This window comes from Actinospineispora acaciae DSM 45401 (genome assembly GCF_000620785.1).
Classification (GTDB): domain Bacteria; phylum Actinomycetota; class Actinomycetes; order Mycobacteriales; family Pseudonocardiaceae; genus Pseudonocardia; species Pseudonocardia acaciae.
In genome coordinates this window covers 283,803-306,389 of record NZ_JIAI01000007.1, presented here as the reverse complement: position 1 = coordinate 306,389, position 22,587 = coordinate 283,803, and the positions used below count along the sequence as shown (strand labels likewise).

Annotated in this window: 22 protein-coding genes; 13 read left to right on the top strand and 9 right to left on the bottom strand. The window is 72.0% G+C overall.

The genetic code is table 11. The annotated features are described in order from the left end of the window. The first annotated feature begins 32 nt into the window (after window positions 1–32). From N912_RS0129425 to N912_RS55480, 8 genes are all read left to right on the top strand, one after another. Complete coding sequence (locus N912_RS0129425; RefSeq protein ID WP_084211319.1) at window positions 33–920, top strand: MurR/RpiR family transcriptional regulator; 888 nt, start codon at window positions 33–35, stop codon at window positions 918–920. Between the two features lie 71 nt (window positions 921–991). Next, the gene (locus N912_RS0129420; protein WP_084211318.1) at window positions 992–1,855 is read left to right on the top strand and encodes a nucleoside phosphorylase; all 864 of its coding nucleotides are present in this window, start codon (window positions 992–994) and stop codon (window positions 1,853–1,855) included. Continuing rightward, a complete protein-coding gene (locus N912_RS0129415) occupies window positions 1,852–3,558 on the top strand; it encodes an ABC transporter ATP-binding protein (RefSeq protein ID WP_028925202.1) in 1,707 nt (568 codons plus the stop codon). The genes N912_RS0129420 and N912_RS0129415 overlap by 4 nt, the downstream gene beginning before the upstream one ends. Window positions 3,559–3,607: 49 nt before the next feature. Continuing rightward, window positions 3,608–4,702 (top strand): s-methyl-5-thioribose-1-phosphate isomerase, encoded by a 1,095-nt coding sequence (locus N912_RS55490; protein ID WP_051580966.1) that lies wholly within the window; start codon window positions 3,608–3,610, stop codon window positions 4,700–4,702. After that, window positions 4,699–5,484: an energy-coupling factor transporter transmembrane component T family protein gene (locus N912_RS0129405; RefSeq protein ID WP_028925201.1), complete on the top strand. Its 786-nt coding sequence runs from the start codon at window positions 4,699–4,701 to the stop codon at window positions 5,482–5,484. Before N912_RS55490 ends, N912_RS0129405 begins: the two co-directional genes overlap by 4 nt. 38 nt (window positions 5,485–5,522) lie before the next feature. Beyond that, a complete protein-coding gene (locus tag N912_RS55485) occupies window positions 5,523–6,392 on the top strand; it encodes a QueT transporter family protein (RefSeq protein ID WP_051580965.1) in 870 nt (289 codons plus the stop codon). Continuing rightward, complete coding sequence (locus tag N912_RS0129395) at window positions 6,389–7,015, top strand: class II aldolase/adducin family protein (RefSeq protein ID WP_028925200.1); 627 nt, start codon at window positions 6,389–6,391, stop codon at window positions 7,013–7,015. The genes N912_RS55485 and N912_RS0129395 overlap by 4 nt, the downstream gene beginning before the upstream one ends. 72 nt (window positions 7,016–7,087) lie before the next feature. Further along, entirely contained in the window at window positions 7,088–7,537 is a 450-nt protein-coding gene (locus N912_RS55480; RefSeq protein WP_064745415.1) for a cytidine deaminase, read from the top strand. Between the two features lie 54 nt (window positions 7,538–7,591). Here N912_RS55480 and N912_RS55475 read toward each other — a convergent pair whose 3' ends face one another. The 3 genes from N912_RS55475 to N912_RS55470 form a co-directional block, all read right to left on the bottom strand. After that, window positions 7,592–8,824: an MFS transporter gene (locus tag N912_RS55475; protein WP_051580964.1), complete on the bottom strand. Its 1,233-nt coding sequence runs from the start codon at window positions 8,822–8,824 to the stop codon at window positions 7,592–7,594. Window positions 8,825–8,901: 77 nt separating this feature from the next. Next, on the bottom strand, window positions 8,902–9,723 hold the full coding sequence (locus N912_RS0129380) for an alpha/beta fold hydrolase (RefSeq protein ID WP_051580963.1): 822 nt from the start codon (window positions 9,721–9,723) through the stop codon (window positions 8,902–8,904). Continuing rightward, window positions 9,720–10,892, bottom strand: coding sequence for an FAD-dependent oxidoreductase (locus N912_RS55470; RefSeq protein WP_037067162.1), 1,173 nt, complete (start codon window positions 10,890–10,892; stop codon window positions 9,720–9,722). Before N912_RS55470 ends, N912_RS0129380 begins: the two co-directional genes overlap by 4 nt. 232 nt (window positions 10,893–11,124) lie before the next feature. Between N912_RS55470 and N912_RS0129370 the strand changes: the two genes are divergently transcribed. Continuing rightward, window positions 11,125–12,000: an NAD(P)-dependent oxidoreductase gene (locus tag N912_RS0129370; protein WP_051580962.1), complete on the top strand. Its 876-nt coding sequence runs from the start codon at window positions 11,125–11,127 to the stop codon at window positions 11,998–12,000. Here the strand turns inward: N912_RS0129370 and N912_RS0129365 are convergent. Then, window positions 11,980–13,452: an aldehyde dehydrogenase family protein gene (locus N912_RS0129365; RefSeq protein WP_084211317.1), complete on the bottom strand. Its 1,473-nt coding sequence runs from the start codon at window positions 13,450–13,452 to the stop codon at window positions 11,980–11,982. The two genes, N912_RS0129370 and N912_RS0129365, sit on opposite strands and share 21 nt — an antisense overlap. Before the next feature lie 310 nt (window positions 13,453–13,762). Here N912_RS0129365 and N912_RS55465 point away from each other — a divergent pair, with 310 nt between their 5' ends. Next, window positions 13,763–14,653, top strand: coding sequence for an alpha/beta fold hydrolase (locus N912_RS55465; RefSeq protein WP_064745414.1), 891 nt, complete (start codon window positions 13,763–13,765; stop codon window positions 14,651–14,653). On the opposite strand, the gene N912_RS55460 is transcribed toward N912_RS55465, so the two are convergent. Further along, window positions 14,650–15,285: a TetR/AcrR family transcriptional regulator gene (locus tag N912_RS55460; protein WP_051580961.1), complete on the bottom strand. Its 636-nt coding sequence runs from the start codon at window positions 15,283–15,285 to the stop codon at window positions 14,650–14,652. The genes N912_RS55465 and N912_RS55460 overlap by 4 nt on opposite strands. Before the next feature lie 87 nt (window positions 15,286–15,372). Between N912_RS55460 and N912_RS55455 the strand changes: the two genes are divergently transcribed. Genes N912_RS55455 through N912_RS0129340 form a run of 3 tightly spaced genes read left to right on the top strand, consistent with a single transcriptional unit; the run spans window position 15,373 to window position 18,368 of the window. Beyond that, entirely contained in the window at window positions 15,373–16,242 is an 870-nt protein-coding gene (locus N912_RS55455; protein WP_051580960.1) for an alpha/beta fold hydrolase, read from the top strand. A 9-nt stretch (window positions 16,243–16,251) separates the two neighbouring features. Further along, entirely contained in the window at window positions 16,252–17,664 is a 1,413-nt protein-coding gene (locus N912_RS0129345) for an acyl-CoA synthetase (RefSeq protein WP_211261430.1), read from the top strand. A gap of 59 nt (window positions 17,665–17,723) precedes the next feature. Further along, a complete protein-coding gene (locus N912_RS0129340; RefSeq protein WP_342670881.1) occupies window positions 17,724–18,368 on the top strand; it encodes a VOC family protein in 645 nt (214 codons plus the stop codon). Here the strand turns inward: N912_RS0129340 and N912_RS0129335 are convergent. The 4 genes from N912_RS0129335 to N912_RS0129320 form a co-directional block, all read right to left on the bottom strand. Beyond that, window positions 18,365–18,868 carry a GNAT family N-acetyltransferase gene (locus tag N912_RS0129335; protein ID WP_028925194.1) on the bottom strand — a complete coding sequence of 168 codons (504 nt, stop codon included), beginning with the start codon at window positions 18,866–18,868 and terminating at the stop codon, window positions 18,365–18,367. The genes N912_RS0129340 and N912_RS0129335 overlap by 4 nt on opposite strands. 65 nt (window positions 18,869–18,933) lie before the next feature. After that, the gene (locus N912_RS0129330) at window positions 18,934–20,127 is read right to left on the bottom strand and encodes a flavin reductase (RefSeq protein WP_028925193.1); all 1,194 of its coding nucleotides are present in this window, start codon (window positions 20,125–20,127) and stop codon (window positions 18,934–18,936) included. A gap of 108 nt (window positions 20,128–20,235) precedes the next feature. Next, entirely contained in the window at window positions 20,236–21,453 is a 1,218-nt protein-coding gene (locus N912_RS0129325) for an acyl-CoA dehydrogenase family protein (RefSeq protein WP_028925192.1), read from the bottom strand. Continuing rightward, window positions 21,450–22,577, bottom strand: a complete 1,128-nt coding sequence (locus N912_RS0129320; RefSeq protein WP_028925191.1) for an acyl-CoA dehydrogenase family protein — start codon at window positions 22,575–22,577, stop codon at window positions 21,450–21,452. The genes N912_RS0129325 and N912_RS0129320 overlap by 4 nt, the downstream gene beginning before the upstream one ends. Window positions 22,578–22,587 lie beyond the last annotated feature (10 nt).

Below are 22,587 nucleotides of genomic sequence, written 5' to 3'. Positions count from 1 at the left end.
CGCGACATCGTGGACGACGAGGTGGTCATCCCATGGCAAGAGCAGCATCCAAAGGCGCGCTGGCGGTGATCCGGGCACGCATGAACACGCTCTCCAGCTCCGAGCGCCGGGTCGCGGGCTACGTGACCTCGCACCAGGCGGATGCGGCCAGGATGTCGATGCTGCAGGTGGCCAAGGGGGCCGGTGTCAGCGATGCCACTGTGTTGCGGTTCGCCCGCGCGCTTGGCTATGACGGGTTCAACGAGTTCAAGATCGCGCTGGCCGCGGAGTTGCTGATCCCCGGGGAGGAGACGTTCGCGGTCGTCGACCGGCGGGACTCCTACGCACAACTCGTCGGCAAGATCGTGGCGACGAACGTCGAGATCCTGCAGGACACCGAGGAGACCCTGGACGCCTCGGAACTGCGTCGGGCCGTCCTCGCCATTCGCGGTGCCCGCCGGATCTATGTCTTCGCCGCGGGTACCTCGACCCCGGTCGCGGAGTGGATGTACGACCGGCTGTTCCGGCTCGGCCTGCCCGCGATGGTGATCACCGACCCGTACCGGCAGCTCGTGCAGGCCTCGATCTGCGAGGACGACGACGTCATCGTCACCATCTCGCGTTCCGGCTCGCCCAAACACCTCGTCGAGGCCCTGCGGGCGGTCGGTGCCGATCGCCCGGCGGTGCAGCGCATCGCGATCACGGCGGACCCGCACTCGCCGATCGCGACCCTGTCCGGTGTCGTGCTGGTCGCGGCCGCCCGCGAGGTGCGGTCCGACGTCGCGAGTTCGCTGGTCGCGTTCTCGACGATCGTCGAGATCGTCTACACCTGCCTGGAGTTGGAGGACGTGAACGGCACGGTGGCGCGGCAGCGCTCCGCGTGGCAGGCGATCGAACCGCTGCGTGTGCCCTGCGACCCCGACAGCGGTGCCCCGGCCTGAGGCTCCGTGGGCCTGGCGGCCCGCCGCTCGTCGGTCCCCACGCAACAGCTCATCCGGATCGGAGAACAGCTATGACCTCGGTGAAGAGGACCTTGCGGCCCGAGAACATCGCCCCCGCCGAACGTGGCGGAAACGCCGGCGAGTATGACCTGCCCGGGCTTCCGCGCTATGCGCTGCTGCCCGGCGACCCCGGCCGCGTGTCCCTGATGGCCTCGCAGTGGAGGAAGGGCTCGGTCGAGGAGCACACGTTGCGCCGCGGCTACCGGGGTGCGATCGGCGACTACAACGGTGCCCGGATTTCGGCCTTCTCCACAGGCATCGGCGGCGCGAGTGCCGAGGGGGTGCTCACCAGGCTTGCCGGGGCTGGGGTGGACACGGTCATCCGGGTGGGCACGACCGGCGCTGTCCAGGAGCACATCGAGGTCGGTGACCTGATCATCAACGACGCCAGCGTGCGGATGGACGGGACGTCGAACCTCTATGTGCGTCCCGAGTTCCCGGCCGTCGCGTCGTTCGAGGTCACCACCGCGTTGGTCGAGGCGGCCGAGGATCTCGGCGTCCGCTACCACGTCGGGACGGGCTACACCTCCGCATCGTTCTTCACCGGGCAGTTCCGTACCACCCTCGGCGGCTACCGACCCACGCGGCTCGACAGCGAGTTCGAGGACATGCGCCAGGCCGGCGTGACCAACTTCGAGATGGAGGGGGCCACGATCATGACCCTCTCCCGGATCTTTGGTTTACGCGCGGGCATGTGCGCCGCCGTCGTGGCGCACCGCATCACCGGTGAGTGGGACACGACGGCCAAGGGCGAGGCGAACGCGTGCCTCGTTGCCGCCGAGGCGGTCCGGCTGCTCACTGCCTGGGACGAGGCTCGGCAGAAGGCGGGCCGCCGCCACTTCTCCCCGGGCGCGCTCGCCGCGGACCCCCGATGACGTCCGAGATCGCAGTCGACGGCGTGACGTTCCGGTACCGGCGCGCGAAGACGCCGGCGTTGCGGGGCATCGACCTGCACGTCTCGGCCGGTCAGTTCGTCGCCGTCGTCGGCCCGTCCCAGGCGGGCAAGTCCACGCTCTGCCTGGCGCTCAACGGCCTGATCCCGCGGTCGGTGCCCGGCAAGCTGTCCGGGGAGGTCCGTGTCGGTGGCCGCTCGACGCGCAAGACCTCGATGAAGGAGATGTTCACCGAGGCCGCCATCGTGTTCCAGGACTTCGAGAGCCAGCTGTTCGCCACCAGCGCGGCCCTGGACGTTGCCTTCGGGCCGGAGAACCTCGGCCTGCCGCATGACCGGATCGTCGAGCGTGTCACCCGCTACCTCGGGGCCGTCGGACTCGAGGGCTTCGAGCGGCGCGAGCCGAGCTCGCTGTCGGGCGGGCAGAAACAGCGACTCGCGCTGGCCTCGGCGCTGGCGCTCGAGTCGCCTGTGCTGATCTTGGACGAGCCGACCACCGATCTCGACCCGGTCGGCAAGCGGTCGGTGCTGGAGGTCATCGAGCACCTGCGCGCCTCCGGCGAGCACACCATCATCTGTGTCGAGCATGAGATCGAGGAGCTCGTCTCGGCCGACCGCGTGGTGCTGCTCGCCGACGGTGGCGTGGTTCTCGACGGGACGCCCGCCGAGGTGTTCGGCCAGGTCGACGTCATGCGCCGGCACGGTGTGATGCCGGTTGGGGCGTGCGAGTTGTTCGTCGCGCTCGGCCTGCCCCCGACCGCCCTCGGTGTGGATGAGGCGGTGGCCGAGCTGACCGAGCACGGCTACCGACTCGATGGTGCGGTGTTGCGGGAGCAGGCCCGTGGGGACGAGGACCGCCGCAACCGGTATGGCGAGGTCCTGATCGAGGCCGACCACGTCGGCTTCTCCTACGACGAGCGCGCGAAGGTCGTCGACGATGTCAGCCTGCGCATCCGCGCCGGTGAGTTCGTCGCGATCCTCGGCCGGAACGGCAGCGGCAAGACCACTCTGGCAAAGCAGCTCAACGGACTGCTGCGCTACACCGAGGGCAGCATCCGGGTCCGCGGCGAGGAGGCCCTCGCGGCCGGGATCCACCGACTGAGCCGCACGATCGGCTACGTCTTCCAGAACCCGGACAGCCAGATCTTCGCTGACGACGTGTTCAGCGAGGTCGCCTTCGGACCGCGCAACCACGGCTTCTCCGAGGACCAGGTCCGCGCCTCGGTGACCGAGGCGCTGCACGCCGTTGGCATGACCGGCCGGGAGAAGGACGACCCGTTCAGCCTCACCAAGGGCGAGCGGCAGCGGGTGGCGGTCGCCTCGGTCCTGGCCACCCGCCCCGACGTGCTGATCCTGGACGAGCCGACCACGGGACTGGACCACACCGAGCAGCTCGGCATGATGCGGCTGCTCCGCGAGCTGAACGAGGCCGGCGCGACGATCGTCATCGTCACCCACACGATGTGGGTTGTCGGCGCCTACGCCCACCGCGCCGTGGTGATGAGCGGCGGCCGGGTCGTGCGTGACGGCCCGGTCCGCGAGGTCTTCGCCCACGAGTCCGAGCTCACCGAGCTCTCCCTCATCCCCCCGCAGATCACCCGCATCGGGAACCGGCTCGGGGCGCCGCTGCTGACCGTCGAGGAGGCCTGCGCCTGCCTTGCCCCGGCCGGCTCCGCCGTCCGCTGAGCCTGCGCTGCCGGTCAACTTCCCTCCCGAGCGAAGAAGCGAGGTCTACGTGGCGAACGCCGCTCCTGTTCCCGACGACAGCACCGACCTGCACGGCCCGCTGTTCGACGGCCTGCCGTTCCTCGTCCGGCCGGAGAACGTGGTCCGGTACGAGCAGGGCCGAGTACACGTCCTCGACCGGCGCGTCTACCCCTTCCACACGCGCTTCGTGACCTGCGAGACCTACGAGGAGGTCGCCACCGCGATCACCGACATGGTCACCCAGAGCGGCGGGCCCGCGCACACCGCCGCGTACGGCATGGTGCTCGCGGCGCATTCGGTCCGCGGCGCGTCCTCGGCGGTCGCGCGGGACACCCTGGAGAAGGCGGCCGCCGTGCTGGGCTACGCGCGCCCCACCAACCGGGGCATCCTCTACACCGCCACCGCGCTGCTCGAGGTGGGCGTGGCCGCGATCGCTGAGGGCGCCGACCTCGAGCGGGCGATGCTCGAGGCCGCCCGGCGGCGGATCGCCCGCGACTACGAGCTCGCGCGGGCCCGCGGCGGCTACGCAGCCGAGCTCATCCCCGACGGCGGTACGTTCCTGTGCCACTGCTGGCCCGAGACCGCGCTGGTCTACGCGGCGCTGCTCGCCCGCCGACAGGGCAAGGACATCTCCGCGTTCTGCAGCGAGACCCGCCCCTACCTGCAGGGCGCACGCCTGACCGCCGACGCGATGGTCGGTGTCGGCCTGCCCACGACCGTGCTCACCGACGGCATGCAGGCGCACGCCATGAGCCGGGGGCGGATCTCGCTGGTCCTCACCGGCGCAGACCGCGTGACGATGGAAGGCCACGTCGTCAACAAGATCGGGACGTTGCAGGCGGCGCTGTCCGCGCGGCACTTCGAGGTCCCGTTCTACTCCTTCACCCGCGGCCCGGATCCGACCTCACGCACCGGCGCCGATGTCGAGATCGAGGAGCGCCCCGGCGAGGAGGTCCTGACCTGCCTGGGTGTGCGGACAGCGGCCGCCGACGTGCGGGGCTACTACCCGGCCTTCGACGTCACGCCGCCCGAACTGGTCACGGGCCTGATCACCAACGACGGCGTCGTCGTCCCCGCCGACCTGGGCGGCCGCTTCCCGGCCGCCCGCGAGGGACAACCATGATCAAGTATCTGTATCTGGACGGTGACTCGTTCTACCACCGGATCGACCCGCGAGCGAAGATGCTGTTCACGCTGGCGCATTTCGTCGCCTGCGTGGTGCTCATCGAGCAGGTGTGGCTGGTCGCGCTCCTGCTGGTCGAATCGGTGGTGATCACCCTGCTGGCCCGGGCCGGCCGCAACCTGTGGCGGCTGCGTCCGCTGGTCATCGCGATCTTCGTCCTCGGCGTGCTGTCGTGGATCTTCCTCGGCGCCCGGGTGAATCATCTGTGGTGGATCTTCTACGAGGAGAACCTCGGCATGGGTGCGTCCGCCGGCATCCGTTCGGTGATCGCGGTCGTGATCTCGATCCTGCTGCTGAGCACCACCCGCAACGAGGAACTGGGGGCTGGCCTGCGGCGGCTGGGAGTTCCCTACGGCGCTGTCTTCGCCTTCACCAGCGCGCTGCGGATGGCGCCGGTGCTCATCGGTTCCTCGCGCAGCGTCATGGAGGCGCAGCGTTCGCGTGGTCTTGATCTCGACAGCGGCAACGCGGTGAGCCGGCTGCGCCGGTCGTTGCCGCTGCTCGTGCCCGCGTTCCTGCTCACCATGCGTTCGACCAGCACGTTCTCCATGGCGATCGAAGCCAAGGGATACGGCCACAATCCTCGCTCGCGCGGCAGCTACCTGATGCTGCGCATGCGCGCGGCCGACCTTGCCTGGTGCGCCGCTGCCCTTCTCCTCATCGCCGGTTCGATCGTGATCGGCGTCCACGAATGGTTCGGGGTGTTCACCAATCCCTCCTGAGCACGATTCCTCGTCCCGCACCCGGATAGGGAGATGTCATGAACGACATCCTGACGATGTGGCGCTATCCCAAGATGGTGGCGATCACCGCGCTGTCCGCCGCGCTCTACGCCGCCGTCCTGATCCCCTTCAAAGGGATCATGATCCTGCCTCACATCGACATGCGCATCGCGACGGCAATGGTGCCGGCGATGGGCATCATGTTCGGCCCGGCCGGCGCCTTCGGCGCCGCCATTGGCAATCTGATCGGTGACTTCTTCGGTGGGATCACCCTCGCATCCACCTTCGGAATGATCAGCAACTTCTTCTTCGCCTACGTCCCGTACAAGGTCTGGTACGCGACCCGCGGCGACAACAGCCCGAGGACCGACAGCCCGCGCAAGCTCCTGAAGTACGTCGCCGCCAGCCTCGCCGCCATGCTTGCCGAGATCTCGATCCTGTGCACCGGCGTCGCGGGCGTCACCCAGTCCCTGCCCTACACGGTCTTGCCGCCGGTCCTGGCCATCACCAACGGGCTGGTCCCGCTGGTGCTGGGCGGCGCACTGATCCAGCTCTTCGGCCCTCGGCTGGAGAAATGGGGGCTGCTCTTCACCCAGATCATGTCGCCGGACGACGTGCCGCGACGGCGGCGGACCAACATGCTCGGCGTCCTGCTGATCGTGGCCGGCTCCGCCGCCTCGATCATCGGCGGCCTCTACATGAGCCTGGTGGTCGGCGTGCAGGTCGGTCCGCCGCTGCTGTCGATCACCGGCCCGTTCCTGCTGATCTTTCTGCTCGGCCATGTGCTGGTCGGGATCGACCGCAAGGAGTTCGAGGACTGGGCACTCGACGAGTCCGACGAGGACCTCGATGACATGGACAGTGCGCGCAGCCACGCGGACGCCACGCGAGAAGAGGAGGAATCGTGAGATCCACCGTGGACGAGTTGCTCACGCGGCTGATCGATGCCGGCAGAACCGCGGTGCGCACCGGGCTGGTGATTGCCAGCGGCGGCAACCTGTCGGTCCGGCTGCCCGATGACACCATCGCGGTGACAGCTCGAGGGACGTGGCTGGACCGTCTGGAGATGGACTCGTTCAGCATCCTGGATCCGGACGGGAACGTGGTGGACGGCAACCCGACCCCGTCCAGCGAGTGGAAGCTGCACCAGCGCACCTACCGGGTCCGCCCTGACGTGGGATCGGTGATCCACCTGCACCCGCGGACCGCAGTGCTGCTGGACGCGATGGGTGAGCAGATCCGCCTCATGACCCTCGACCACGCGCACTGGGTGCGCTCGATCGGGCGGGTGCCGTACCACCCGAACGGCTCCGACGAACTCGCCGACACCAGCGCCGAGCAGTCCCGCACCCACAACTGCGTCATCCAGGCGCACCACGGCTGCTCCTGCATCGGTGGTGACATCGCAATGGCACTGCGCCGGGCGATGAGCCTCGAGCAGGCCGCCGTGCTGACCTACCAGGCGCTGGTCCTGGGGGACAGGCACACCTCGTTTCCACGCGCGGCGTTGGCCGGCCTCGGCCACGCCTGACCACACCTCGTCCCGGCCACCTGCCTCGGAGACGCTCGCCGTTGCGACCCATCCCGACGAAAGGGACCAGTAATGATCGACTTCGAGGCCCTTCGTGCCGAGGCGACCGCCGCGATGCGCCACGCCTACGCGCACTACTCCGGATTTCCCGTCGGCGCGGCCGCGCTCGTCGACGACGGGCGTGTGGTTACCGGCTGCAACGTGGAGATTCAGCTACGTGGCCTCACCATGTGCGCCGAGAACACATTGGTCGGTCAGCTCGCGCTCACCGGTGGTGGCCGATTGGTGGCCTTTTCCTGCGTGGACCCCGAGGGCGAGCCGCTGCTCCCGTGCGGGCGCTGCCGGGAACTGCTCCACGAGTTCGGCGGCCCGCATCTGCGGGTGGAGACTACGACCGGGGTCCGGCCGCTGTCCGAACTGCTCCCCGGCGGCTGGGGTCCGGACTCCTCGCCCCGGGTGAACAGCCGGCCCGCCGGAACCGTCCTCTTCGGCATGCAGGCTCGGACCGATCCGGCCGGATGAGCAACCAGGTCGGACTTGGTCGCGTTGCGGGGCACGACCCGGTCCGGCGCAACATCATCGCCGAGCGCGTCCCAGGCGTGCCGGAGTGGGGGTGCCCGCCGGTGGCCGGCCCGCGAGCAGGCTGGCCAGGGCGGCGAGGATGCTGGTCACGCCCATGAACAACCAGCCGGCCGGGTAGCCGCCGGCGGGCACGATCAGCCCGAACGCCCAGGGTACGGCGAAGCCGCCGACCGCGGAGATGGTCAGCATCAGCCCGACCGCGGTGCCGATGTGCTCCGGCGCGATCCGTGCCAACCCACCGGGGATCGTCTGCCAGATCGCGAACGTGCCGTTGAACATGAAACCGATGCCGAGCGCCGGGATCCAGAACGTCCCCGGGCCGGACACCGGCAGGACCAGCAGGAACACGCCCTCCAGCACCGCGCCGACCAGGAACAGCACGCGCGGCGACAGGTAGCGGTCGGCGACCCAGCCGGACAGCACGCTGCCGGGTACGCCCGCGATGCCGACCAGGAACGCCGCCACCGCCACCTCGGTGGCTCCGAAGCCCCGGTGCTCGCCGTACCCGGCGATCAGCTGCGACGCCCCGAGGTAGGCCCCGTAGGCGCCGAGGAAACCGCAGCCGAAGAGCCAGATGTCCCTGTTGCCCAGGGTGTGGCGCAGGCCCTGCCTGGTCAGCCGTGCGCCGCGCAGCGCGTCCAGGCCCCCGGGCACCCGGTAGCCGATCGCGGTGATCACCGCGACCGCCAGCTGGAGCGCGCCGCCGAGCAGCAGCGAGGTCCGCCACGAGGTGGCGGCGGTCAGGTCGGCCCAGAGGTAGAGCCCGACGGCGGTGCCCACGCTGAACCCGGCCGAGGAGACGCCCAGCGCCAGCGCGTGGTGGCGGTGCCGGAACCAGACGCTGACCGCGGCGATGCCGACCGCGGCGAACACCGAAGCGCCCACCCCGCACAATGCGCGGAACGACGCCAGTTGGGCGAAGGACCCCGCGGCCGCCGAGAGCATCGAGCCGATCCCCTCGATCCCGAGGCCGAGCGCGAGTATCGGACGCAGGCCCCAGCGGGTGGCCAGGAACCCGCCGGGGATGTGCAGCAGCCCGTAGGCGAACACGAAGATCGAGATGAGGAAGGCGACGTCGGGGATGTCCAGCCCGAACTCGCGGGCGATCGGGCCGAAGCCGGTGGACACGTTGAACCAGTTCGCCGACATCGTGACGAAGCCGAGCGAGACGATCGCGAGCATGAACCACTTCGTGGTGGGGGCGTCCTGGTTGGGGCTGCCGGTCATCGGGTGTCCTTCGGAGGGTGTGGGTGCGGACGTCGTTGTTCGCGTGCCACGCGCCGGCCGGAGCCTGACGTGACCGATCAGCCGGGCAGCGGCTCGGCGTACTCGGCGATCTCGGCGGCGACCCGCGCCGGCGAGTCGAGCGAGGGAAAGTGGGTCGGTCCGCCGAGCATCCGGTAGTCGAACCAGGGGTGGTGGCGGCCGAACTCGTGCTGGGCGCGTTCGTAGGCCGGGTCGGTGGGCTGGGAGAACAGGTGCTTGACGGTCCGGGGCTCGGCCATGGCGGCCATCCGGTTCAGCGGTGAGCCGAACTCCGCGTAGGCATCCGCGATGACGCGGCACGACAACGCCCACATGGGGTAGCCGAATCCGGACATCTCCTCGTCCAGGTGGCGGCGCACCCTGGGCTGGTCCTGCCCGTTCAGCCACACGTCGAACAGCCGCCGCCGGCCCTCGACCCAGGTGTCCGGGTTCTGGATCGCGGCCAGGCTGTCCGCGAAACCCGGCGCCGGCGGGGTCATCAGCCAGTCCAGCAGGATCAGCCGAGGCACCCGTGCCGTTCCGGCCCGGTCGGCGATGAGCAGGTTCGCCCAGCCGCCGTGCGAGTGCGACACCGGCAGGAATCGCTCGATCCCGAGCGCGTCGAGCACGGCGAGGGTATCGGCGGCCTGTTCGGGACAGCCGAAGTCGGGCACCGGGCCGCGGTCGGCGCCGTGGCCCCGCCAGTCCACGCACAGCGTGCGGTAGTGGGCTCGCAGCAGCGGCACCAGTTGGTCGAACAGCCGGTGGTCGTGGCACCAGCCGCTCATCAGCAGCACGACCGGCGCGTGCCGAGGACCGTGGTCGAGATAGCTGATCACGTGGCCGCCGACGTCGAGCGAGCCCAGCCCTGGTTCGGTCATCGCGGATCACTCCCTCGGACGGGGCCGGCCGGCGACGAGGTGGGGACCGTCATCGCGGCGCGCAGCCGGGACCGGCCCAGCGCCGGGATCCGCCCGGCCAGCCGCAGGAGCGGGGCGCGCACCGGGTTCGGCATTGGGTTGACCAGGCGCAGCCGGTAGGCCCAGCGTTGGGTGTGCTCGATGGTCGGGCGTTGGGCGGCCTCCCAGGCCGGCAGCAGCGGCTCGACCGACCGGGGCACGTCGCCGAGCGAGTTGACCAGCCCGAGGGCGTTCATCATCGCGCAGCCGCCGCCCTGACCCAGGTACGGCGGCTGGGCGTGTGCGGCGTCGCCGACGAACGCGATCCGGCCCACCGACCAGCGCCGCAGGGTGAGGAACTCGAAGGTGTCCCACCGAGCCGGCACATCGGCCAGCGCCCGCAGCAGCGTCGCCAGCTCGGGGAAATCCGCGGCCCAGGCGTCCGGGTCGACCGGGATGCGGCCGGCCGGGGCGTCGTCCTCATCCGCGACCAACGCCACGTACAGGCTGGTCGCGCTGCTCGGGGTGTACAGCACCCGCCGGCGTCCGCTGAAGTACTCGATGTACTTGCCCCGGTCCTCGGCGGGCACGAAGCCGTCGGACATCGCCACGGTCAGCCGGCTGGCGCCCTGCTTGAGCCGCACCCGGCGGCGGACCAGGGCGAACCTGTCCCGGATCTTGGAGTTCACCCCGTCCGCCGCGACCACCAGGTCGGCCCGCTCGGCCCGGCCTCCAGGGGAGTGGACCGTCCCGTCGGGGTCGACCTCGGTCACCTCCGAGCCGGTGTGGATCTCGACCCCGGCCGCGTCGGCGCCCCGCAACAGCGTGTCGATCAGCCGTTCCCTGGTGATGGTGTAGACCCTCGGCTGGCCCGGCCCGTTGATCCGGACGGCCTCCACCGTCCGGTTGCGGTGATCACGGCTCTCCAGCACCGGCCCGACGTGGGCGCCCACCACCGCCTCCTGGTACAGGCCGAGCGTCTCCAGCACCGACAGCCCGTTTCCCCACAGGTAGATGCCGGCGCCGATCGCCCTGATCTCGCGGTCGCGCTCGTGCAGCCGCACCGCCCAGCCCCGGCGAGCCAGCGCGATCGCGGCCGTCAGACCCGCGATGCCCGCACCGACCACCTCGGCCCGCTTCTTCGATGCCACGATCGACCTCCCTGGCGACCCCCGACCAGGGTGAGGTCGACCTCACATATCCGTCGAATGCATTTTCCTGCCAGCCGTATGGCCAAATAGGCATACGTCGCGCCGCGTCGTTCGCGTAGTCCCGCAAGGGAGCGCCAGGCGCCGGTGAGGCGGGCCAGGGTTCACGACCGGGTGTCAACTCGACGTGACGGACTGTTTCCACGGCGGGCTCGGTGCGCGATGATGGGCGGCGATGAGCGCGAACGAGCAGGGTGGCAACCGCCGGTTGGGCGAGCGTCCGGTGGTCGGGGTGCTGCATCCGGGGGCGATGGGCGCGGCGTTGGGGTCGGCGCTCAAGGCGCGGGCCGGGGTGGTGATCTGGGCCGCGGGCGGCCGCTCCCAGGCCACGTCCAAGCGGGCCGAGCTGGCCGACCTGGTGGCGGTGCCGGACATCGCCACGCTCGCGCCGCGCTGCGACCTGATCGTGTCGATCTGCCCGCCGCACGCCGCGCTCAAGCTGGCCGAGCAGGTGGCCAACGCGCTGCACGGGCAGGACCCGGCGAGCTGGCCGCTGTACCTGGACGCCAACGCGGTCGCGCCGGGCACCGTGCGCCGGATCGCCGAGCTGTTCGGGGAGCGCAACGTGGTGGACGGCGCGGTGATCGGCCCGCCGGCCTGGGACCACGGGCAGAGCGTGCTGTGGCTGGCCGGCGCGGCCGCGAGCGAGGTGGCCGGGCTGTTCGAGGGCTCGCCGTTCGAAGCCAAGGCGCTCGACGGCGAGCTGGGCAAGGCCAGCGCGCTCAAGGCCTGCTTCGCGCTGCAGAGCAAGGCGATGCCGGCGATCTGGCTGCAGATCGCGGAGGCCGCCGAGGAGGCGGGCGTGACCGAGGCGCTGTGCGACGAGCTGGCGCACCGGGGCATCGACCTGACCGCCCAGCTCACCGCGCTCACCGCGCGGGCCAGCACCAAGGCGTGGCGCTGGGCCGGCGAGATGGACGAGGCCGCCGACACCATGGCCGAGCTGGGCATGCCCGAGGGCTTCTCCCGCGCGGCCGCCGAGGTCTACCGGCGCTGGGGCGACCGCGCCACCGATCCCGGTTCAGAGGGTTCAGAGGAGCCGGCGCAGTAGCTTCTTGGCCGCCTCGGAGTAGGGCGGGTACATCAGCTTCGGGTCCGGCTTGGTGCGCAGCGACAGCACCGACTTGCGGTGGCTGAACGTCTGGAACCCCCACTCGCCGTGGTAGGCGCCCATGCCGCTGCTGCCGACCCCGCCGAACGGCAGCTGCGGCACCAGGCAGTGCATGGCCAGGTGGTTGATCACTATCCCGCCCGTGCTCACCTCGTTGACCAGCCGTTCGATGGTGTCGCGTGAGGTGCTGAACAGGTAGGTGGCCAGCGGTTTCGGTCGCTCGTTGACGAACGCGAGCGCCTCGGTGACCGAGTCGAAGGTGAGCACCGGCAGGATCGGCCCGAAGATCTCCTCGGTCATCACCGGCCCTTCCGGGTCCGGGTCGATGAGCAGCGTCGGCTCGACGGTCAGCGCGGCGCCGTCGCTGCCGCCGCCCATCGCGACCCGGCCGCTCGGGTCCTGGAGCAGGCCGGTCAGCCGGTCGAACTGGCGCCGGTTGACCACCCGCAGGCCGGCCACCTCGCCGTCGCGGAACCGGCGCACGTTCGCGGCGATCAGGTCCACCAGCTCGTCGCGTACCGGTTTCTCGGCCAGCACGTAGTCCGGCGCGATGCAGGTCTGGCCGGCGTTGAGCAGCTTGGTCCAGGCGATCCGGCGGGCCGCGACCTCCAGGTCGGCGTCCTTGGTGACGATCACCGGGCTCTTGCCGCCCAGCTCCAGGGTGACCGGGGTGAGGTGGCGGGCGGCGGCCGCCATCACCTTCCTGCCGATCGCGCCGCCGCCGGTGAAGAACGCGTGGTCGAGGTTCTGGTCGAGCAGCACCTGGGTGACCGCGCCGGCCCCCTCCACGACGGCGATCGCCTCCGGGTCGAGGTACCGCGGGATCAGCCTGGCCAGCAGCGCGGACGTCTCCGGGGCCTGCTCGGACGGCTTGAGCACGACGCAGTTGCCGGCCGCGAGCGCCCCGATCACCGGGCCGAGGCTGAGGAAGACCGGGTAGTTCCAGGCGCCCACGACCAGCACCACGCCCAGCGGCTCGTACTGGTAGAACGCCCGCCCGGGCCGCAGCCAGAGCGGCATTCCGGTGGAGCGCCTGCGCATCCAGCGCTTCACGTGCTTGCGGGCGTAGCGGGCCTCGGCCTTGGTGCCGAGGATGTCGCCGAGCCAGGCCTCGTGCGCGGACCTGCCGAGGTCGGCGGCCAGCGCGGCGGCGATCTCCGACTCGCGCTCGGTGAGCAGCCGCTCCACCGCCGCGAGCTGGTCGCGGCGCCACTGCATCTCGCGGCCCCGGCCTCGGTCGTGGGCGGCGCGCAGCCTGGCGACGGTCTCGGCGATCTGGTCGATGTGGTCCTGGGAGAGCCGGGGTTCCGGTGGTTCGGACGGCTCCGCTGAGTGGGAAGGCGATGCGGTGAGCGCCCCTGACGGTTGCGGACGATCTGCCACGGAGGTCATGGTGCCTCGCTGTTCAGGTGTCGTTCCAACGGTTCCAGGTCGGATTGACGCGTTCTTCACACGGATCCGACAGTAAGTGCCGGCACCCGCTGATCACAATAACTGGTGACCCGTGCCGTCAGATCGGGCGTTACCAGGCATGAGGTAACGATGGGGCTTATGTGACGTCGATTCGGGGTATAGACCGAGAGTGCTTGCCGAACTACTGACGGTTCACCTACCGTCTTTGGTATATCGCTCGACGACCGGGGTCGGGCCCCTTCGCCGGGCGGCGGGCGCGGAGGGCAGCGGCGCGATGAGGTCTTGGTCGATGTGGTCGTACGCCGACCCGGCGGAGCGGGTCACGCCGTACCATCGCGCCGGCGTCGGCTCCCCGTTGGTGTTGCTGCACGGGGCCACCATGTCCTGGCGGGCCTGGGAGCCGGTGCTCCCGTTCCTGGTCCGGCGGCACGACGTGTTCGCGCCCACGCTGGCCGGGCATCGCGGCGGGCCGCCGTTGCGCGACGGCGCCCCGGCCGGGCTGGACTCGGTGGTGGACGTGCTGTGCGACCAGCTCGACGAGGCCGGCATCGAGACCGCCCATCTGGTCGGGAACTCCCTGGGCGGCTGGCTGGCGTTCGAACTGGCGCGCCGGGGCCGGGCCCGGTCGGTGCTGGGGTTGTCTCCGGCCGGCACCTGGCGGGCGCGGCGCGACGTGCTGCGGCTGCTGTGGATGTTCCGCCTGGGGTACCTGGCGGTGGGCAACCCGGTGCTGACCACGGTGGCCGAGAACCTCACGCGCAACGCGGTGCTGCGCCGGGCGGTGCTGGGGCGGGTGGTGGCCCGGCCGGGGCGGGTCTCCGCCGAGCGGTTGCGGGACATGCTGGCCGACATGGCCGGCTGCGACCTGCTGCCCGCGATGCTGGCCGGGCGCGAGCCGGCCGAGCCGATGGCCGAGTTCGACGTGGCGCTGTGCCCGGTGCGGATCGCCTGGGCGCAGCGGGACCGGGTCATCCCCTTCCGGCGCTACGGTCGGCCGATGCGCGAGGTGGTGCGGGGCGCGGAGTTCGGCCTGCTGCGCGGGGTGGGCCACGTGCCGATGTACGACGACCCGAGGCTGGTCGCGCGCACCATCCTGGAGCTGACCAGCGCGGTCGACGCGGGCTTCGCGGACGCCGAACCGGACGCCGAACCGGACGCCGGCCGGCTGCGCAGCGCCTAGCGGGCGGCCAGGCCGTTGCGGGTGAGCAGCTGGGCAGTGTGGATCACCGAGCGCAGCGAGCCCCGGTCCGGGTCCCACCACTCGGTGGCCCAGTTCAGCCCGCCCAGGATGAGCATCCTGGCCACGCTCGGGTCCAGGTCCGGGTGGACCTCGCCGTCGGCGCGGGCCTGTTCGATCAGCCCGCGCCAGATGTCGCCGTACCTGCGCTGCTCGGCCAGCTGCCGCTCGCGCATGTCGGCCGGCAGCTGGGCGCCGTTGCGGATGGCCGCCGAGGCGTAGTCGGACAGCCGCAGCACCACCTCCAGGTGCGCGGCCACCGCGGCGCAGATCCGGTCCATGCCGCTCGCCTCCGGCGCCACCGAGGCCACCGCGTCCGAGACGTGGGCCATCGCGCGCGCCATGCCCAGCGCGATGACCTCCTCGATGAGCTCCTCGCGGGAGGCGAAGTAGTAGTACAGCGCGGGCGGCTGCACCTGGGCGCGCTCGGCGATGTCGGACAGCCGGGTGCCGGCGTAGCCGTTCTGGCTCAGCACCGAGGCGGCCGCGTCCAAGATCCGTTCCCGGGTGCGCGCCGACTTGGATGCCTCCGCCCCCACGCGCCGATGGGCGTGTCCGGGGCGCTGTCTCGGCACCCGGGCATTCTAGGTGTTCAGGGCGCGGTTTCCCGGTAGCTCGATGGGTGCGTGAGGCCTGTCGGGGGTGCCGGCCATACTCCGGGCGTGTCGCCGACTACTCAGGTCGCCAGGGGCGAGTTGGCCTTCAACGTCACCGAGGCCGGGCCGGCCGACGGCGAGCCGGTCCTGCTGCTGCACGGCTTCCCGCAGCGCTCGGACAGCTGGGACGCCCTGGTCCCGCTGCTCACCGACGCCGGCTGTCGGACGATCGCGATGGACCAGCGCGGCTACTCGCCCGGGGCACGACCCGCCGGGCGGGGCGCCTACCGGATCAGCGAGCTGGCAGCCGACGCGGCCGCGGTCATCGACCACTACGGCGGGCGGGCGCACGTGGTCGGGCACGACTGGGGCGCGGCGGTCGCCTGGACGCTGGCCGCCGCCCAGCCGGACAGGGTGCGCAGCCTGACAGCGCTGTCGGTGCCGCACCCCGGCGCCTTCCTCCGGTCGCTCGTCACCAGCCGCCAGGGCCTGCGGTCCTGGTACTTCGTCCTGTTCCAGCTGCCGTGGCTGCCCGAGGCGTTGCTGCGCCGGGGGCTGGTCGCGGCGCTGGTCCGCTCCGGGCAGTCCGGCGAACGCGCCGAACGCGACGCCGCCGGGCTCACCGCGCGCGGCGCGCTGACCGCCGCGTTGAACTGGCACCGGGCCATGCCGCTGCTCAACCCTCGGCGGGCCGGCGAGCCGGTGCGCCGCCCCACGCTGTTCGTCTGGAGCGACGGCGACGTCTTTGTCGACCGCGCGGGCGTCGAGCGGACCGAGAGGTACGTCAGGGCGCCCTATCGGTTCGAGACGCTGCGCGGGGTCAGCCACTGGATCCCCGAGGAGGCGCCGCGCGAGCTGGCCGCCGTCCTGGTTCCTCACCTGCGGCGCTGGTCCACCGGTTGCGCAGGCCGCGCCGAAGCCGGGCCGCCGACGTAGGGTGGCCTGGTGAGTGCGGCGAATGCCCTGTTCGGGGCGATCGAGAGGTCCGATGACCGGCCGGCGGTGACGGTGGACGGCGCGAGCCTGCGCCGCGACGAGCTGTTCGCGGCGGCGGGAGCGGTGGCCGAGCGGGTCCGGGGCGCCGGCGCGGTCGCGGTGCACGCCGATGCCAGCCTGTCGACGGTGGTCGCGGTGGTGGGCTGCCTGCTGGCCGGGGCGCCGGTGGTGCCGGTCCCGCCGGACTCCGGGCCGAGGGAGCGCGAGCACGTGCTGCGTGACTCGGGCGCGGCTCTGTGGCTGGGCACGCCCTCGGCGGAGGACATCGGGCTGGACGTGGTGCCGGTGGACCCGACCGCCCGGTCCACGTTCCACGCCGCGCCGGCGTCCGACGCCGACACCGCGATGATCATGTACACGTCCGGCACCACGGGCAGCCCGAAGGGCGCGGTGCTGCCGTACCGGGCGCTGGCGGCCAGCCTGGACGGGCTCGCCGACGCCTGGGCGTGGACCCCGGACGACGTGCTGGTGCACGGGCTGCCGCTGTTCCACGTGCACGGGCTGATCCTGGGCGTGCTCGGCGCGCTGCGGGTGGGCAGCCCGCTGGTGCACACCCGCAGGCCCAGGCCCGAGGCCTACGCGGCCGCGGCCACCGAGCGCGGCGGCTCGCTGTACTTCGGGGTGCCCACCGTGTGGTCCCGGGTCGCCGCCGACCCGGCCAGCGCGCGGGCGCTGGGCTCGGCGCGGCTGCTGGTCTCCGGCAGCGCGGCGCTGCCGCCCTCGGTGTTCCGGGACGTGGCGGCGCTGGCCGGCCAGCCGCCGGTGGAGCGCTACGGCATGACCGAGACGGTGATCACGATCGCGGTGCGGGCGGACGGCGAGCGCCGGCCCGGCTGGGTGGGCGTGCCCATCGCCGGAGTCGAGAGCCGGATCGTCGATGATTCCGGCCAGCCCGTCACCCCGGACGGCGAGACCATCGGTGACCTGCAGATACGCGGCGACACCGTGTTCGAGGGCTACCTCGGGCGCCCGGAGGCCACCGCCGCCAGCACGACCGAGGACGGCTGGTTCCGCACCGGCGACGCGGCGGTGCTGGACGCGGCCGGCTACCACCGCATCGTCGGCCGCCGCTCCTCCGACCTGATCAAGACCGGCGGCTACCGGGTCGGCGCCGGCGAGGTGGAGGCGGCGTTGCTGGACCATCCGTCGGTGTCCGAGGCCGCCGTGGTCGGCCTGCCGGACCCGGACCTGGGCCAGCGGCTGGTGGCGTTCGTGGTCGCGGACGGGGCCAGGGCCGAGGACCTCATCCAGCACGTGGCCGGCCAGCTCTCGGTGCACAAGCGCCCGCGCGAGGTCCGCCTGGTGGACAGCCTGCCGCGCAACGCCATGGGCAAGGTCCGCAAAGCCCTGCTCACCGACTAGCGCCCGCACACCCACCTCGTACCCCGCACATCCACCGCGGTGCGTGTGCGGGGCACGAAGTGGGTGTGTGGCCGATACTGGGGCACGTGCTCGATCACATTGTGTTTGCGGCGCCTGAGTTGGGCGAGGGTGTCCGGGTGTTCGAAGAGCTGACCGGGGTGGCGCCGGTGCCGGGCGGGCAGCACGTCGGGATGGGAACGGCGAACTACCTGGTCGGCGTGGGCGACGACGCCTTCCTGGAGATCATCGGCCCGGACCCGGAGCAGCCGGACCCCGGGCGCGCCCGCCCGTTCGGCGTCGACCGGCTCACCGAGCCACGGGTGGTGACCTGGGCCATCGGCACCAGCGACCTGGACGGCCAGATCGCGGCGGCCAGGGCCGAGGGCTTCGACCCCGGCGACGCTCACCCGATGGCCCGCGCCACCCCCGACGGCGAGACCCTGCGCTGGCGGCTCACCGTGCCCGACCTGGACGCCGGCACCGGCCTGGTGCCCTTCCTGATCGACTGGGGCGACACCCCGCCGCCGCCCAGCCGCGGCCTTCCCACGGTGCCGCTGCTCGGCTTCGAGGCCACCCACCCCACCCCCGACCGGGTGCGCCCGGCCCTCAAGGCGCTGGGCGTACGGCTGCGCGTGCGGGCCGGCAACCGAGCGGGCCTGACCGTCGTGCTGGACGGCCGGCACGGCGAGGTCGTACTCACCTAGGGCACGGTCCAGATATAGCGGATCATGAGCGTGCCGTCGTCGGTGAACCGGGACTCCTCGGTGTAGCCGGCGGCCAGCGCGACCGCCTGGGACGCCGGGTTGTCGGCCTCGATGTGGGCCTCCAGCCGGGTCAGCCCCTCCCCGCACGCGTGCCGGGTGAGCAGCGTCAGCGCCCGGCGGGCGTAGCCTCGGCCGCGCTGCCCGGCCCCCGTCCAGTACGACACCTCGCCGCCCAGGTCGTCCTGCTTGCGCAGCTGGCACCCGCCGAGCAGCTCGCCGGTGTCCTGCCGGCGCACCGCGAAGGTGTGGATCGGGCCGCCGTTCGCCCAGCTCTTGGCCCAGTCGTCGAAGCTGCGCAGCACCGTCTCCTCGGTGGACGACTCCGGCCACCAGCCGAAGCGGCGGGCGGTCTCGTCGTCCTCGCCGGCGAGGTGGCTCGCCACGTCGTCCGGGGTGAAGGCGGAGAGCAGGACGGTTCCGTCGCGATAGGTCGGCACCATGACATCCGGCGGGGCCTCGTGCCAGGAGCGCGGACAACAACGCTGCACGCCCGGGATCTTGAACCTCAACCCGAACGATCGTCCAGTGACTTGCCGATCGTGTGGGCCGCCGCGAGCGCGATGTCGAGGAAACGTCGCACGTCGGCGCCGGTGCAGGGGTGCGGTAAGCCCCACAATGTGAGCGTGAGCACCACCGCGCCGTCCGGTCCGAACACCGGAACGCTGGCCAGCCGCACGTCGTACTCGGCGTCGGGTTCCAGCTCGTGCTCCGGCTCGAACCGGTGCGCCAGCTCGACGCCGAGGCGCTGCACCCGCTCCCGGCCGTCCGCCTCGCCCTCGTCGTAGCTGTCGATGGCGTCCAGCAGCTCGCCCTGGGTGCCGGACCCGGTCTCGCCGCCGCCGAGGCTGATCGACCAGCCCCGGGCGCGGACCCGGGTCAGCAGTGCGAGGTGCCGCTCGCGCTCGGCGTCGGTGAACGGGCGGCCGGCGCGGGTCAGCCAGGCGCGCACCGCGTCGTCGTCGGCCCAGGCCACGAACGGCGCGCCGATCGGCGGCACGAACGGCATCCGCTGCCCGACCCGGGTGTACTCCGCGCCCCGCGACGGCGTGCCGGCGCTGGCCAGCACCACCAGCTGGTCGTCCACCGCGGCGATGGCCAGGCACTCGGTGCCGACCTCGGCGGCCACCCGCTCCAGCTCCGTCCGGGACAGGTCGGCCAGCCGCAGGTGGCTGATGAAGTCCGGCTCGGGCACGGCGACCAGCGAGGCGGGCGAGAACCGCCCGTACCCACCCTGGAAGAACACCAGCGGCAGCCGCTCGCCGTCCGAGTCCAGGTGCCGGACCCGGCCGATCACCAGGTAGTGGTCGCCGGCCTCCTGGACGGACTCGAACTCGCAGTCGATCCAGGCCGCCGCCCCGTCAAGGCGCGGCGCCCCGGACGGGGTGCGCGACCAGCTCACGCCGGCGAACTTGTCACCACCCCTGGCGGCGAAGCCCCGGGACAGCGGCTCCTGGTCGGCGGCCAGCACGTTGACGCAGAAGCTGCTCGCGGTGCGGATCTTGGGGAAGCTGGTGGACGACTTGGTGGGCAGGAACGCGACCAGCGGCGGGTCCAGCGACACCGAGGTGAACGACCCGACCGCCATGCCCGCCGGGTTCCCGTCGTCCCCGATCGCGGTGACCACCGTGACCCCTGTCGGGTAGTTGCCCAACACCCGCCGGAACCGCTGGCCGTCGATGCTGGCCGCCCCTAAGGCCATCCCGCCTCCCGTCAACCGAACCGGCGTCCCCGCTCAGCATGACGCATCCGTGCTGCTCCCGCCCCGTGAGTGGTTGGGGCCGCTATTGCGACCCTCATCACTCACGGGTCATGACCTGGGGATTTCCTTCCACGGCAGGTCGCGGTCGGTGCGGGGCTCGCCGGGCAGGCCCAGCACGCGCTCGCCGAGGATGTTGCGCATGACCTCGGAGGTGCCGCCCTCGATGGAGTTGGCCAGCGAGCGGAGGAAGGCCTTGCGGACGTCCAGGGCGCCGCCGACGGCCGAGCGGTCCGGGCGGGTCTCGGTGTAGTCGTCGATGAGCATGCCGTCGGTGCCGCGCAGGTCCACGCACAGCTCGTAGACGGCCTTGTTCAGCTCGGCCATCTGCAGCTTGGCGATCGAGCCCTCCGGGCCGGGCGCCCTGCCGGCCTGCGCGGCGGAGGCGCGGACGTTGGTCAGTCGGGCGGCCTCGGCGCGGGTCCACAGCCGCATCAGCCGGTCGCGTTCGGAGGCGTCGGCGCGGCCGGTCGCGGCGGCGGCGCGGAACTCGGCGACGGCCGCCGCGATCGAGCCCTCGCCGCGCCGCGACACCCGCCGGCCGATGGCGACGCGCTCGTTCATCAGCGTGGTCATGGCCACCCGCCAGCCCTCGCCGTCGGCGCCGAGGCGGTCCGAGGCCGGTACCAGGACGTCGGTCAGGTACACCTCGTTGAACTCGGCCTGGCCGGTGATCTGGCGCAGCGGGCGGACCTCGACGCCGGGGCTGGTCATGTCGAGGGCGAAGTAGCTCAGGCCCCGGTGCTTGGGCAGGTCGGGGTCGGTGCGGGCGACCAGCAGGCCGCGCCGGGCCACGTGCGCCAGCGAGGTCCAGATCTTCTGGCCGTTGATTACGTAGTTCTCGCCGTCGGGCACCGCGCGGGTGGCCAGCGAGGCCAGGTCGGAGCCCGCGCCCGGCTCGGAGAACAGCTGGCACCAGATCTCCTCGCCGGTGAACAGCGGGCGCAGCAGCCGGCGGCGCTGCTCGTCGGTGCCGTGCGCGTGCACGGTCTGGGCCGCCATGCCCAGCCCGATCACGTTGCGGGCCATCCAGTCCTCGGCGCCGGCGTCGGTGAACAGCCGCTCCACCAGCGGCTGCAGCGAGGACGACAGCCCGAGCCCGCCGAAGCCCACGTCGAAGTGCACGAACGCGAGCCCGGCGTCGAACCGGGCGCCCCGCAGCTCGCGGTCCGGCGTGGCGTCGACAGGGTGCTCGTCCAGGAAGTCCTTGACCAGCCGCTCGACGTCTTCCTGGGTCCGTGTCGATGATTCGTTCGCAAGCTCACTCATGCCGCCACCTCCGGGATGTCGAGCAGGGTGGCCAGCCGGGACCGGTGCTTGGCCGGCGAGCCGAGGAACGCCTGCGAGGCCTTGGCCCGCTTGAGGTACAGGTGCGCGGAGTGCTCCCAGGTGAACCCGATGCCGCCGTGGTTCTGCACGTTGTCCAGCGCGACCCTGGTGTACGCCTCGGAGCAGACCGAGCCGGCCAGGCAGGCGGCGAACGCCAGCTCGTCCGGTTCGTGCACCGCCGTCCAGACGCCGTGGTAGGCGGCCGAGCGCGCGGACTCCACCTCGATCAGCATGTCCGCGCAGCGGTGCTTGATGGCCTGGAACGAGCCGATCTTCCGCCCGAACTGCACGCGGGTGTTGGCGTAGTTCACCGACGCCTCCAGCACCCGGGCGGCGCCGCCGAGCTGCTCGCAGGCCAGCAGCAGCACCGCGCGGTCGTAGGCGTTGACCAGATGGCCGAGCACCGTGCCGGGGGTGCCGATGGCGCGGGCTTCGGCGCCGTCGAACCGGCACGCGGCCAGCTTGCGGGTCAGGTCCAGCGGGGTGAGCGGGGTGCGGACCAGGCCGTCCGCGTCCCCGGCCACCGCGAACGCGCCCAGCCCGTCGGGTGTATGGGCGGCCACCAGGATCAGATCGGCGGCGGCCGCGTCCACCACCACGTCCGCCGTCCCGTGCAGCCGCCAGCCGCCGTCCCCGCCCGGCCCGTGCTCAGCGGTGATCGCGCTGGTCAGCGGGTGGGTGGTGCCCCAGGTCGCGGTGGCCACCGTGCTCCCGTCCGCGATGGCCGGCAGGTAGCGCTCGTTCGCCGCCTCGTCGTCCAGGCAGAGCAGGGCGTTCGCGGCCAGCGCGGCCGTACCGAAGAACGGCGCGCCGAACAGCACCCGTCCCATCTCCTCGAACACCACGCCCAGCTCCACCAGCGTGGCCCCGGAGCCGCCCCAGCGCTCGGGCACCAGCAGCCCGGTCAGGCCCAGCTCCTCGGCGGCCCGCCGCCACACCGCCGGGTCGTAGCCGGCGTCGGTGTCCATCCACCGCCGCACGTCCGCCTCACCGGAGCGTTTCTCCAGGAACCCGCGCACCACCGTGCGCAGCTCCTCGGCCTCGGGACCTGGGGTGAACGTCACGCCTCGCCTC

Excerpts from the sequence above, each read along its gene's own strand:
- N912_RS0129380 (WP_051580963.1), bottom strand. The coding sequence starts at position 9,723 with ATGACCGAACCAGGGCTGGGCTCGCTCGACGTCGGCGGCCACGTGATC.
- N912_RS0129365 (WP_084211317.1), bottom strand. The coding sequence starts at position 13,452 with ATGACCTCCGTGGCAGATCGTCCGCAACCGTCAGGGGCGCTCACCGCA.
- N912_RS55480 (WP_064745415.1), top strand. The coding sequence starts at position 7,088 with ATGATCGACTTCGAGGCCCTTCGTGCCGAGGCGACCGCCGCGATGCGC.
- N912_RS0129420 (WP_084211318.1), top strand. The coding sequence starts at position 992 with ATGACCTCGGTGAAGAGGACCTTGCGGCCCGAGAACATCGCCCCCGCC.
- N912_RS0129330 (WP_028925193.1), bottom strand. The coding sequence starts at position 20,127 with ATGGCCTTAGGGGCGGCCAGCATCGACGGCCAGCGGTTCCGGCGGGTG.
- N912_RS0129335 (WP_028925194.1), bottom strand. The coding sequence starts at position 18,868 with ATGGTGCCGACCTATCGCGACGGAACCGTCCTGCTCTCCGCCTTCACC.
- N912_RS0129370 (WP_051580962.1), top strand. The coding sequence starts at position 11,125 with ATGAGCGCGAACGAGCAGGGTGGCAACCGCCGGTTGGGCGAGCGTCCG.
- N912_RS55475 (WP_051580964.1), bottom strand. The coding sequence starts at position 8,824 with ATGACCGGCAGCCCCAACCAGGACGCCCCCACCACGAAGTGGTTCATG.
- N912_RS0129425 (WP_084211319.1), top strand. The coding sequence starts at position 33 with ATGGCAAGAGCAGCATCCAAAGGCGCGCTGGCGGTGATCCGGGCACGC.
- N912_RS55465 (WP_064745414.1), top strand. The coding sequence starts at position 13,763 with ATGTGGTCGTACGCCGACCCGGCGGAGCGGGTCACGCCGTACCATCGC.
- N912_RS0129325 (WP_028925192.1), bottom strand. The coding sequence starts at position 21,453 with ATGAGTGAGCTTGCGAACGAATCATCGACACGGACCCAGGAAGACGTC.
- N912_RS0129405 (WP_028925201.1), top strand. The coding sequence starts at position 4,699 with ATGATCAAGTATCTGTATCTGGACGGTGACTCGTTCTACCACCGGATC.
- N912_RS55485 (WP_051580965.1), top strand. The coding sequence starts at position 5,523 with ATGAACGACATCCTGACGATGTGGCGCTATCCCAAGATGGTGGCGATC.
- N912_RS0129415 (WP_028925202.1), top strand. The coding sequence starts at position 1,852 with ATGACGTCCGAGATCGCAGTCGACGGCGTGACGTTCCGGTACCGGCGC.